Origin of the sequence: Ohessyouella blattaphilus, assembly GCF_024721265.1 — a bacterium.
Lineage (GTDB): Bacteria > Bacillota > Clostridia > Lachnospirales > Lachnospiraceae > Aequitasia > Aequitasia blattaphilus_A.
Map to the genome: position 1 here is coordinate 81,709 of NZ_JAMXOC010000004.1, position 12,588 is coordinate 94,296.

Annotated in this window: 12 protein-coding genes; 10 read left to right on the top strand and 2 right to left on the bottom strand. The window is 41.9% G+C overall.

What is annotated here, in order from left to right:
• Nucleotides 1-194 precede the first annotated feature (194 nt).
• The 4 genes from NHH16_RS04780 (at nt 195) to NHH16_RS04795 (ending at nt 3,270) form a co-directional block, all read left to right on the top strand.
• A complete protein-coding gene (locus NHH16_RS04780; protein WP_262068467.1) occupies nt 195-416 on the top strand; it encodes a hypothetical protein in 222 nt (73 codons plus the stop codon).
• Between the two features lie 278 nt (nt 417-694).
• Nucleotides 695-904, top strand: coding sequence for a helix-turn-helix domain-containing protein (locus NHH16_RS04785; protein ID WP_262068468.1), 210 nt, complete (start codon nt 695-697; stop codon nt 902-904).
• A 29-nt stretch (nt 905-933) separates the two neighbouring features.
• Nucleotides 934-2,520, top strand: a complete 1,587-nt coding sequence (locus NHH16_RS04790; RefSeq protein ID WP_262068469.1) for a bifunctional metallophosphatase/5'-nucleotidase — start codon at nt 934-936, stop codon at nt 2,518-2,520.
• Between the two features lie 138 nt (nt 2,521-2,658).
• On the top strand, nt 2,659-3,270 hold the full coding sequence (locus NHH16_RS04795; protein ID WP_262068470.1) for a 50S ribosomal protein L25: 612 nt from the start codon (nt 2,659-2,661) through the stop codon (nt 3,268-3,270).
• An 86-nt stretch (nt 3,271-3,356) separates the two neighbouring features.
• Here NHH16_RS04795 and NHH16_RS04800 read toward each other — a convergent pair whose 3' ends face one another.
• Nucleotides 3,357-4,106 (bottom strand): SDR family NAD(P)-dependent oxidoreductase, encoded by a 750-nt coding sequence (locus NHH16_RS04800; protein ID WP_262068471.1) that lies wholly within the window; start codon nt 4,104-4,106, stop codon nt 3,357-3,359.
• Nucleotides 4,107-4,287: 181 nt separating this feature from the next.
• Here NHH16_RS04800 and NHH16_RS04805 point away from each other — a divergent pair, with 181 nt between their 5' ends.
• The 4 genes from NHH16_RS04805 (at nt 4,288) to NHH16_RS04820 (ending at nt 8,987) form a co-directional block, all read left to right on the top strand.
• Nucleotides 4,288-5,178 carry a LysR family transcriptional regulator gene (locus NHH16_RS04805; RefSeq protein ID WP_262068472.1) on the top strand — a complete coding sequence of 297 codons (891 nt, stop codon included), beginning with the start codon at nt 4,288-4,290 and terminating at the stop codon, nt 5,176-5,178.
• Nucleotides 5,179-5,235: 57 nt separating this feature from the next.
• Entirely contained in the window at nt 5,236-5,922 is a 687-nt protein-coding gene (locus NHH16_RS04810; protein ID WP_262068473.1) for a phosphoribosylaminoimidazolesuccinocarboxamide synthase, read from the top strand.
• A gap of 173 nt (nt 5,923-6,095) precedes the next feature.
• Entirely contained in the window at nt 6,096-6,770 is a 675-nt protein-coding gene (locus NHH16_RS04815; RefSeq protein WP_262068474.1) for a response regulator transcription factor, read from the top strand.
• A 186-nt stretch (nt 6,771-6,956) separates the two neighbouring features.
• Complete coding sequence (locus tag NHH16_RS04820; protein ID WP_262068475.1) at nt 6,957-8,987, top strand: ATP-binding protein; 2,031 nt, start codon at nt 6,957-6,959, stop codon at nt 8,985-8,987.
• On the opposite strand, the gene NHH16_RS04825 is transcribed toward NHH16_RS04820, so the two are convergent.
• Nucleotides 8,947-10,224 (bottom strand): MFS transporter, encoded by a 1,278-nt coding sequence (locus NHH16_RS04825; RefSeq protein ID WP_262068476.1) that lies wholly within the window; start codon nt 10,222-10,224, stop codon nt 8,947-8,949. The genes NHH16_RS04820 and NHH16_RS04825 overlap by 41 nt on opposite strands.
• 218 nt (nt 10,225-10,442) lie before the next feature.
• Between NHH16_RS04825 and NHH16_RS04830 the strand changes: the two genes are divergently transcribed.
• The gene (locus NHH16_RS04830; RefSeq protein WP_262068477.1) at nt 10,443-11,210 is read left to right on the top strand and encodes a DUF134 domain-containing protein; all 768 of its coding nucleotides are present in this window, start codon (nt 10,443-10,445) and stop codon (nt 11,208-11,210) included.
• 160 nt (nt 11,211-11,370) lie between these two features.
• On the top strand, nt 11,371-12,585 hold the full coding sequence (locus tag NHH16_RS04835) for an ATP-binding protein (protein WP_262068478.1): 1,215 nt from the start codon (nt 11,371-11,373) through the stop codon (nt 12,583-12,585).
• Nucleotides 12,586-12,588: the final 3 nt, after the last annotated feature.

A 12,588-nucleotide genomic window follows, 5' to 3' on the forward strand; every position in this document is an offset into this window, starting at 1 on the left:
CTTCGTTTATTTCACCGCACATCACAGGGGTTGAGAATATCTTTAATTACCATATACTAAAGTTGCCGAACTTTTCAATAAATGATGGAAACATGTTGTTTGTTGGTGTTCTACTTTTAGTTATAGCATCAATATTTAAATACGGGATTTCGTATCAGCAGGTTAATGACGAATTGGTTTAGTTTGGAGGGACTATGAAATTATCTGATGAAAAATCTAAAGAAATCAAGCTTCCAAGAAGCGCAAAAATATTTGTAATAATAGGGTGTTTGCTCACAGGTGTTCCTAGTATATTTATGTTAGTATCATTTGTTGCAGACTTTAACGAGCAAATTAGCTTAATATTTTCAAGCGAGTTTGGCTATAATTATTTTATGAATCTTCTTTTTTCATTAGCTTGCCGTTTCTCTGCGTAGGTTTTATATCTATCTTGACAAAAGGGAAACCGTTTACAAGAATATTAGCTAATTGCTTATTAATTATTGGCGGTATCTTTACGATAAGTGCCTTTATTACGCCACACCTTTCAGGATTAAAGATTGGGGCATATGAGATATTTCATATGAAGGGATTTACGATATGTGATGGCAAACTGCTGATTCTAGGGATTGCCATTGTTACTATAGGGTATGCTGCTAAGTATGGGTTAGAGTTGCAGGAAGTAGATGATACTTTGGTCTAGGAAGGAGAGAAGATGGCACTGATATTAAGGCTAGACCGAGTGCTGGCGGATCGAAAAATGAAACTGAATGACTTGGCCGAGAAAGTTGGGATTTCCTATGTTAACTTATCTAACTTAAAAACAGGTAAGGCTAAGGCTATCCGTTTCTCGACCTTAAACGGGATATGTGAGGCTCTTGATTGCCAGCCGGGAGATATAATCGAATATGTGAAAGACGAATAAAGAATGAGGCCAAAGAGGGGAAATCAAAAGTGAAAAAGGCGATATCACAATTAAGTATTATGGCACTATTAATCATGCTGCTAGTAGGATGCGCAGGAAAGGGGAACGAGGCGGACAAAAAGACAGAAGAAGCCCCAGGAATTACGATTTTGCACACCAATGATGTCCATGGCTACGATTCGGCGACAGACTTATTTACCGGAGAACCGACAGAGACAGTGATTGGGCACGATACCATCGCTGGTGTATACGATTCTTTTAAGGAGAATGAGGAACCGGTATTTTTGCTTGATGCCGGAGACGCTGTCCAGGGCATATATTTTGTCACCGAGAATGAAGGTGAAGCGGCAATTGAGATTATGAACGAAGTGGGATACGATGCTATGACGCTTGGAAACCACGAGTTTGATTACGGGTGGTTCCGACTTATGGATTTAATCGGAAAGGCTGATTTTCCTATATTGTCTCAGTTAGACGATGAGCAGACAAAGGAAACGAAGAACCTTCAGCAATATACAGTGATTGAGCGAGAGTGGGTAAAATTAGGAGTTTTCGGCATTACCACCCCAGAGACCCAGTTTAAAAGTGATGGTGGTTTTGGTCGTGACTTTGGAAATGTGGATTCACTCACTACCTATGCCAAAGACATGGTTAAGACCTTGCGGGATGAGGAGAAGGTGGATTACGTTGTCTGCCTTGCTCACCTAGGAATAGAGGATTCGGGATACGGAACGAGCTATGATATACGCGATAATGTCGAGGGAATTGACTTAATCATTGATGGTCATAGCCATGCGCTACTAGAGGACATCGAAAATGTCGAGGGGAAAACTCAGATTACTTCAACAGGCTCTTATGGGGAGCACATCGGAGTAGCCAAGCTTACGAAGACGGATGAGAAAGTAGCTGCCCACTTAGAGTTGATGGATGCGGCTGCTTGTAAGGATATTGAACCAAGGGAGCAGGTTACCAAGCTGATAAGTAAATGGAACGAAACAGTCGCCGAAGTAGGAAATACTGTAGTCGGGCAGATTCCTTTTGACATTACGGTCACCCGGGAAAATGAACGCACCCAGGAGACGGTGATGGGCAATATCTTAACTGACGCCATGCGGGAAGTCTCAGGTGCCGACGTCGCTATGCAAAACGGCGGCAGTATTCGCGACCAGCAGTTAACGACGGGTGATGTTACTACTGCCCAGATATTGACAATTCTCCCTTATGGAAACGTCCTTCAGATGGCAGAAGTAAAGGGCGAGGTTATCAGAGAGTGTTTGGAGCAGGGCATTTCCATGTACCCCGAGGAAAACGGCGGCTTTCTTCAAGTGTCGGGGATGCGGTATTCTTTTGATCCCAACTTGCCTAAAGGTCAACGGGTGAAAGAGATTTATATAGGCGAGGAAGAGCTAGATTCAGAAAAGAGTTACAAGCTTTGTACAAATGACTTTATTGCCATGGGCGGAGATGAGTTTACCATGCTGGTAGAGCCTTTTTCATCGCAAACGCAGCTTAAGATGCCCGAATATACAGCGATTGAAAATGCTCTAATCTGGTATATTGAGGGACATCAGGGGGCACTAAGTGATCAAGTAGAGGGTCGTATTATAAAAGAGTAATGATAAAAAGTTAGACAATTTATAAAAGATTCTAAATAAAGTATTAAAAAAGCGGAATAACCTTGGATATTGTCAGTCATTTGGTGTATGGTTAATTAGATGGATGTTAACTATGTAATAACTAAGGAGGAAGAAGACATGGATAAGACAGGGTTATTAGCTGCAAGGCTTAGAAAGAGCACTAGAAAAGGTGATAACAATGCGCTAAAAAGAGACGGGTATTTACTCGCGAATATAGTAGGCAAAGGAATGGACTCCGTAGCGATTGCAATAAAAGGAGAAAATTTCCATAAGGTGTTAAAGGCTGACGGCCGAAATGCTGTTTTTACGTTAGCGGTCGAGGGCGATAAGGACTACACAGCGATGCTTAAAGATATCCATTTGGAGACTCTTAAGAATCGTATTGAGCATTTAGATTTCCAAGTGGTATCTCTTTCAGAGAAGATTAAGCAAGATGTAGCCTTAAAGGTTGTGGGTCAAGAGATGCTTGAGTCTAAGCGTCTATTAATCAGTAGCATGGCAGATACGGTAGTGGTAGAAGGCTTGCCTCAGGATATTCCGGATGAGATTGTGGTAGATGTATCGGAGCTGGAAATCGACGAATGTATCGAAGCAAAAGACTTAACCTTACCAGCGGGAGTCACCATCGACCTAGAGCCAGATTATAAAGTGATTACCATTGCTGGTTCTAAGATGCAGAAGAGTCTTGAAGAAGAGGAAGCCAAAGAAGAAGGTACAACAGAAGCATAATTTAATTCAGACAGGAAAAGAGCAAGAACCTAGAAAGCTAGGCGCTTGCTCTTTTTTCTACTCAAAGATGAGTTTCTGTTTGCATATTATATCGCTGTATGTCCACCGTCGATAAGTAGCGTTGCACCCGTACAGAAAGAGGAGTCATCGCTAGCGAAGAAGAGAATTCCTTGTGCGATTTCTTCAGGCTTTCCGGCACGCCCCATGGGGACAGAGTCAATCTGTGCTTTCTCAAAATCACTACCCACAGGAACCATCTCCGAGTTGGTTAGCCCTGGTAAGATGGCATTTACACGAATCCCAGAGCGCGCGAATTCGCCAGCGAGAGACTTCGTGAACTGCTTTACGGCTCCTTTGCTGGCTGAATAAGCCGTATGCATGGGTACGCCTAACTGAGCAGCCACAGAAGCTAAGTTGACAATAGAGCCTTTGCCGTTCTTTAACATATAGGGAATCACTTCTTTACAGAGCATGAAGTAAGATTTTACATTTGTTTGGAAGGTCCGATCAAAATCAATTTCCTCATTCATTTCAAGGAAATTAAAAGTGGTAAGTGTGCCTGCATTATTTACGAGAATATCAATTTTGCCGTATTTTTCGGCAGTTGCTGCTACCAAATTTTTGATGTCTTCATTTTGGGTTATATCCGTTCTTACAAAAAACGCCGTGCCACCATTTTTTTCAATCTCAGAAACGACCTCTTGGCCACGTTCTTCTCTTCTAGCGGCAACGACTACTTTTGCCCCTTCGTTTGCAAATAATACAGCGGTTGCTCTACCGATTCCTGATGTTGCTCCGGTTACAATTGCTACTTTTCCATTGAGTCTACCATTCATTGCTACACCTCCATGATTATGAAATTTACGGTTGCTTTATATCCATTTAAAGATAAGTTTAAGTGATAAAATGGGGTTCTCATAGAAAGAATTATTTGTCTAGTGACAACGAATGGTTTACACGGATGTCTTATGTGCCATATAATATAGGCAGAGAAAATGATGAAAAAGAGGTACAATCATGACGATAAATGAGCTTATCTATTTTCGCGCGGTCTGCAAGAATAAAAGTATCCGCAAAGCTGCTCAGCAGCTGTTTATTACCCCGCAAGGGTTAGGTAAGGCAATTTCTTCTCTGGAAAAGGAATTGGACTGCCAGCTGCTTTTAAGAACATCAAGGGGGATTGAGGTGACCGCTTGTGGGCAGGCGGTGTATAAATATTCAAAAGAAATACTTGGTGATGTAAATAGCATGAGAAGTGAAATCGATAAGTTACTGAATCGCCAAGATCAAGAGCCGCTATACATAGCGGCAGCAAATGGTGTGATTAGAGCGATTGGCGCGGAGCGAATTTTGCAGTTCAAAAGCAATCATCCCCGGATGGAAATCAGGGCGAAAACGCTAGCCGATTACGAGGTGGAGGATGCGGTGTATCGGGGCGATGTTCAGATTGGCTTAACTCTTGGACCAGTGGACAGGGAGAAGTTTGAAGCGGATTTAATTAAAAGCTTTAAACTTATGTTGGTGGTAAATTCACGTAATCCTTTGGCAAAGCAGGAGTCGTTATCTTATAAAGATATCAAAAACGAAAGAATTATCTTAGTGGAAGATGTCTTCAAAGCGCATCATACGTTTGTGGATAATTGTCGCCAGGCAGGGTTTGAACCGAATATAATCATGGGCATCAACGAGCTTGCCCATGGACATAAATATGTGGGACAAAATCTTGGGATCTCTTATAGTGTGGATTTTGCGCTAGAGGAGATTGACAACGCGAAGGTAAAAGCGATTCCCTTAACCGATGGCAATAATGACTGGTCGATTTATCTGATTACCAAAAAAAGGAGAAAAAATATCCGATACGGCAAAGATTTTCAAAACCTTCTTCTTAAAAAGCTTGATAAAAAGTAGGGAGAACGAGTAAAATAGACTATGTAGCGCAAGCAAGTAAAAGGAGAGATGAGAATAATGAAGACTTTATATGAAGGTAAGACGAAAGACGTCTTGACAGATGAAGCAACAGGAGCGGTTTATCTACTATTTAAAGACAGCGCCACCGGTGAAGATGGTGTCTTCGATCCTGGTGCCAATACAGTAGGTGGAAGTGTGGAAGGCAAAGGCAAGATCGGACTTAAAATATCAAGCTACTTTTTCGAGTTAATGGAAAAGAACGGTATCCCGACACACTATAAGGGCTCTGATATTGAGAAAGGCCTGATGGAAGTAAAAAAAGTAACGGTTCCCCCACTAGAATTCGTTCTTCGTTACTTTACCGCTGGTAGTATGTGCCGCCGCTTTACCCTTGAGGAAGGAATTCCTTTTGACCCACCGTACTTAGAAGTGACTCTAAAGGACGATGAGCAGGGCGATCCATTAATTAGCGAGCGTTTGTGCCTGATGAAGAACTTATTGGCTCCCGGTCAGTATGAAGAAGCCCTTGGCGTATTAGAAAAAGTAGGCGCTTTACTAAGAGATGAAGTAGCGAAGATGGGCTACACATTAATCGACTTTAAGATTGAGCTTGGATATGATGAGGATGGAAAAGTGGTAGTGGCCGATGAGATTACTCCAGATATCTGGAGAATTAAGGATGAAAATGGCAACATCCCTAATCAGATTGATTGTGCGAAAATGTTGTTGGAAAAAATAGGATAAATCCAATTAGAAAGACCAGCTATGCAGAATGGAAGAATTCGGTAGCTGGTCTTTACTGTCTAAAAGAACAGTAGGAATGAAAAAATAAATAATAAAAAGTATAGTATGCAGTCTTCTTCTAAAAAGTATAATAAGCAAAAATAAAGAGAATATGTAAGAAGTAGGAGGAAAACATGCACAAAATACTTATTTTGGATAGCAACACCGAGTATGCTAGACAACTGGGGAAAGAACTGGAGAAAGAAAACTTTGAGATTACGCTGTCTGACGACTCAGCAAAGGCCATTGTCATGTATGTGAAGACGTTATTTGACATTGTCATTACCTATAAAGGAATGGAAGGGTTAGATGGTGTTAAAGTACTTGAGTCTATTAGGGAAATCAATCCTTATGTGAAAACGATATTACTTACAGATGATTACGATGACGCTATGGAGATGCTAACAATTGATAAGGAAATAGATGTCTATTTTCACCGGGAAAAAAGAAGGGATGTATTAGTTAAGCAAATCCATCATATCATTGATAACTTAAGGTATCACAAGGCGAACGGTGCAGGACGGCTTGTATCGGCAGAAGAAGGCATCTTAGTGGATGCCGAAGCCCATACAGTTTTTAAGAATGGAAAAATTGTTGGCTTGACAAGAAAGGAATATGAGCTTCTGTGTCTGCTCTTGAGCAACAAGGGAAAGGCGCTTAGCCGTAAAGAAATTATAGATAATATCTGGGCGAACTCAGTGGAGAAGGTTAGTATTCGAGCGATAGACGGATATGTTAAGCATTTACGAAAAAAGCTAAAGATAATGAGTGTAGAGTCTGTAAGAGGATATGGATACGTGTGGAATTAATATGTAAGCAAGAGGAGAAGCACCGACTAGGAGAAGAGATCATTACCTAGTCGGTGTTTTTTGTGGAAAGATAGTAGTTAAAAGTGAGTTCTTAGGATATAATGTTAATTAAGTTAGTTTACACGAAAGGGGAGAGATATGCTTCGATATGTATGTGCAACAGTGGTTATTGGAGGAGGCCTCTTGATGGCCTTTACCACCTACAAATTTAACTATATCTTTAAGTGGGCCGATGAATACCTTACGAATAGTCACCCCTACTTAAAAAGAAATAAAAATCTGATTTTAATTGTGCAGTGTTTCTTTATTTTGGGATTTGCTATAGGGGCGACTGATATTCTTACCGGAAAGGCGGCTCCCATTCGTTACTTTGTGGGGGTTGTTTTTGTGATCGCGGCGTGTTTTGCTTTTTTTCTTATGCGCTATATTGAACAACTGACTAGTGCACTGCAAGAGCAAGGTGACGAGGTTATTATCCAGAATAAAAATTTACAATTGCAGGTGAAGCAGCAAGTCGGCGAAGTTATGTATCATGATCAAATGCTACAGGCATCAAATGAAGTGGCATCGCTTCTTTTGGCATCTAGTGTGGAAGAATTTGATCGAGTGCTCCATGAATGTATGGGAGTACTAGCAGGAAGCGTGGATGCAGATCGAATGTATATCTGGAAAAACCATAAAAAAGGTGACAAACTTTATTGTACTCAGATTATTGAATGGTCTGAGCTAGTGGAGCCTCAACAAGATAAGGATCTAGTAATCGATATTCCTTACGACGAGAATATTCCCGGTTGGGAGGAAGCGTTTACAAATGGCAGAAGTGTCAATGGTCTCGTGCGTAATCTCTCTCTGGCAGAACAAGCTCAGCTGTCTCCACAAGGAATTCTTTCTATCTTGGTGGTGCCTGTGTATTACAAGAACGAATTTTGGGGATTTATCGGGTTTGATGATTGTCATAGTGAGCGGGAGTTTTCTCAAGCCCAAGAAGGTATTCTGAGAACGGCCGGTGTTTTGATTGCAACGGCCCTTCTACGAAATGAGATGACGGTTGAATTAATTCGTGCCCAAGAAGATGCCTTAGCGGGAACAGAGGCAAAAAGCCGGTTTCTCGCAAGTATGAGCCATGAAATTAGGACTCCTATCAACGCAATAACGGGAATGGTGGCGATTGCTAAAGACACGGAGGAAAAGGAGAAGATATATGATTATCTTGAAAAGATAGACGGCGTCACTAGACAATTATTAGGGATAATCAATGATATTCTCGATATGAGTAAAATCGAAGCTGGTAAAATGCATTTGGCCTCCGAAGTTTTTGATCTCTATGATTTGCTTGATAATGTTAAAAATATTATTGGTGTGCGGACCGAGGAAAAAAATCAAGAACTTCAGATTCATCTAGGTGAGAATGTACCGCGTTTAGTGGAAGGAGACGAGCTGCGATTAACGCAAATATTGTTAAATTTGCTTTCTAATGCAACCAAGTTTACGCCAGAAGAAGGGAAGATAGAAGTAAAAATTGATTGCTTAGGTGCAGATGCAGATAGTTTTGATTTGCGATTTTTGGTTAAAGATAATGGCATTGGCATATCAAAGGCTCAGCAGGCTGTCGTCTTTAAGTCTTTCGAGCAAGCGGAGAAATCTACGGCTCGGGAATACGGAGGGACAGGGCTAGGACTCGTTATTAGTAAGCATATTGCTGAGATGATGAATGGTGGGATTACTTTGGAAAGTGAGTTAGGTAAGGGAAGTAGTTTTACTGTCGATATTAAAGTGAAAAGGGCTAGTGCGATAGCAAGCAATAAACATGAAGAGTACGAAGAGAGTAGTTTTAGCTTAGAAGGTAAGTTTGTTTTACTGGCTGAGGATATTGAGATTAATCGAGAGATTGTCATCACTTTGCTCACTCGTAAGGGGGCCAAGGTGCATTGGGGAGCAAATGGCGAAGAAATCCTTACGTTATTTCAGAAGGACCCAGATCTCTATGATCTGATTTTAATGGATATCCAGATGCCGGTTATGGATGGCTACGAAGCGACGGAAAAGATTCGCAGTTCGGGTCTTGAAAGAGCAGAAACGATACCCATCATTGCCATGACTGCCAACGCTTTTGCTGAGGATGTGAAGAAATGCTTGGCAGCAGGCATGAATGGTCATATTCCCAAACCGGTTGACGTTAAAGTGCTGTATCAAACGCTTTTTGAGATGCTAACATAGAAGGTTTTCTAAGCTCGGCAAAGCATGACTTTGAGTAAAGGGCAACGAAAAGTGATAGTAAAGCAGCCGCTAAGACCACCAGTCCAGGAGCGTGAGCAAAGCGCTCGAAAGCGACACCGAAGAGGCTTTGGCCAAGAGGCTGGGCGAGAAGATTAATGGCCATGACGACGGAGATTACCTTGCCGACAAGGTGAGGGGGCGTAACCTGTTGGGCAAAAGCTAGCATAATAATCGAAAAAATGGTGGAGCAGACCATTACCAACATGCTCATAGCGGTAATTACGATATAACTGAAAATTGATGAAGTACCAACAATTAGAACGAGGGCGATAGGAAAGATGCTAAGAGCACAAGGAATTAGCATTTTCCAGGAGTCCTCGACTTTTATTTTTCTAGCAATACTGCCGGCTAAGACACCGCCCACCAGACCACCACAACCGATAACCCCTTGACTAATGCCGTATAACTCAGAACTTAAATGAAGGTGCTGAGTGATAATAACAGGAAGTCCGATAATTATCATAGTAGACATAAATAAGTTGATGAAAAAAGTGATATAAATCACCCGCTTCATCACCGGATACGCTTTGAAAACAAAGTCGTTGCTTTCACGTAAGTCAGTAACGATGGTGCCGATAACCCCCTGGCTATTTTTGCGATAATAAAAAGGAATGCGAATAAAAAGTTCCAAAACTGCGGAAGCCGCGAAGCATCCAGTGGCGATATATACGATCGGCCAAAGCCCGAAGTTTGCATATAAAAAACCACCGATAATAGGTCCTAGAAGTCCGGCTAATGACTGCACTAAGTTAACGATAGCATTGGCGGTAACAAGTCTATCTTCGTTATGAAGCAGGGGCATACTAGCTTGGACAGCGGGGCTGTAGAGCCCTTGAATGCTATAAAGAAGCATCATGACGATGATGATTAGCGGAACAATTGATAAGTTCTTAGAAGCAAAGGTAAAGACCAGTAAGATACCAGCGGTTAGAAAATCAAGGATCACCATAATCCTTTGCTTGTTGACACGATCAGCTAGCACGCCGCCGATAGGGGAGATTAGCACCATGGGCACAAAAGAGAGGGCCGATACCATCCCGAAAAGGGCAGGGGAACCGCTCTGATCGAGGATATATAAGGGCAAGGCGAAGCGCAGAATTCCATTACCGAATAGGGAGATAATCTGTCCGATTACCACCAGTACAAAATCTTTATGAAATAGTTTTTTTTCTTCCATTTTGTGTTTTCCTCCACATTCCGTTATTGCTATTTTCCCTTATCTAACCACGTCTAGGCTTAAGCGTAAAGGCGAAAAGCGCAAGTGGATAGCTAGGCGAGGTAAGTGGTAAAATATGCAAGGTTAGTGGAGGGCGGTATAAACTTAATCTGGAAATATAGAGAAATACGTGATACAATGTTTTCGACATATAACGGAAATGATTTGGAGGATAAAAAGTGGCAAGACCAAGAAGATGTAGAAGAATCTGTTCGGAGCCTTCCTATGATAGTTTTCTCCCCGGCGGCTTTCCCAGTGATGAGGAAGTTATCTTGAGCCTAGATGAATACGAAGCCATCCGCCTAGTGGATATGGAGAAACTGACTCATGAGCAGTGTGCTAAGCAGATGGATATCTCCCGGACGACGGTTACAGAGATCTACGAAAGTGCTCGAACCAAGATTGCTGACTGCTTGGTGAATGGGAAGCAGCTTTTTATTTCCGGAGGTCAGTATCGTGTATGTGATGGGACGGGATTTTGCTGTCACCAGGACTGCAAGAAACCGCCAACAAGTAAAAAACCGATTAAGAGAAAGGGAGCGAAAGAAATGAGAATTGCAGTAACTTATGACAATGGCATGATATTCCAGCACTTTGGACACACGGAGCAGTTTAACTTATACGATATCCAGGACGGCAAGGTGGTTGGGACCCAGCTTGTGGATACCAACGGTCAAGGCCACGGAGCCTTATCGGACTTTCTAGTAGAGAATCAGGTGGAAGCCCTAATCTGCGGAGGTATCGGTGGCGGTGCTCAGTCAGCTTTAGCAGCCGCAGGTATCAAATTATACGGCGGTGTATCTGGTGCAGCCGACGATGCAGTAGCTGCGTACTTAGCAGGGAATCTAGGATATAATCCGAATGTACAGTGCAATCACCACGGACACGACCACTCATGTGGCGAGCATAAATGCGGTGAAGATAAGCACGGTTGTGGCGGAAATTAGAGAGTAAGAATATTGGATATAACAAGGAAAGGTCTTTGGCAATGTTGGAGTTGCTGGAGGCCTTTTTACTAGGTGACAAGTGTAGTACGTCCTGTTGACACGTCCAAGAATTTCGGCTAATATAAGATTGATAAGTGGATTAGCCGAAAGGGATGGTAGTATGTATATAGATAGACACATTGAGAGGATTGTAAAAGAAAGCTTGTCTCAGTTTCCTGTGGTATTAGTAACAGGTCCTAGACAAGTAGGGAAGACAACCATGCTTAGAGTTGTAGGAGAGGGGTTTTCCTATGTGACTTTTGACGACCCTATCATGCTACAAGAAGCTTCAAGTGAGGAGAGTCTATTTCTTCGTAATAATAAATGGCCATTACTAATTGATGAGGTTCAATATGCACCGAATATCTTACGGTTTCTTAAAATGGCAGTGGATGAAAAGCAAGAGAAGGGAATGTATCTTCTTACAGGCTCGCAAGCCTTTGAATTAATGGCTGGGGTAAGTGAGACGTTAGCAGGTCGAATGGCTATTTTGGAGATGCAGGGTCTTTCCATGCGCGAAAAGTTAGGAGTGACGTTTAATAAAGTTTTTCTACCAACGCAGGAATATATTGACGGAAGAGAAGAAGGGATTGTACCGTATACAGATTTATGGAGCGAGATATTCCGGGGAACGATGCCTGCTTTAGCTGATGCAAATGTGGACTGGGAAAGATATTATGGTAGCTACGTTAAAACCTATATTGAGAAAGATGTCAGGCAGATAATAAATGTGACAGATGAGCTGAAGTTTATGCGATTTATGACTTCTCTTGCAGCAAGATGTGGAGAACTTCTCAATTATCAAGCGATTGCTACCGAAGCAGAAGTAAGTATTGATACGATTAAGAGGTGGCTGTCTATCTTGAGTACTTCGGGAATTATTCGCCTTGTAGAACCTTATGCGAATAACTTAATTAAGAGAGTAGTGAAGACGCCGAAAGTGTATTTTATGGATACCGGTCTCGTATGCTATCTTACCCGTTGGACGTCACCAGAAGCCCTGCGTTTAGGGGCAGCAGCAGGCAGTATCTTTGAAAACTTTGTCGTAAGTGAAATTATGAAGAGTTTTCTAAATGCAGGCAAATCTCTAGCATCCATATATTTTTACCGAGATCGTGATCAACGAGAGATTGACTTGGTCATTGAAGAAAACGGAGTACTGTATCCGATTGAAATCAAGATGTCAGCAAAGCCTACGAAGGCGATGGCCAAGAATTTTAATGTATTAGATATTGTTTCTGATAAAAAGAGAGGATTAGGGGTGATTCTATGTCAGTATGAGAGGAAGACGTACCTTAGCGAAGAGGTGGTGGCTCTTCCAGTTGAGTATATATAAGTT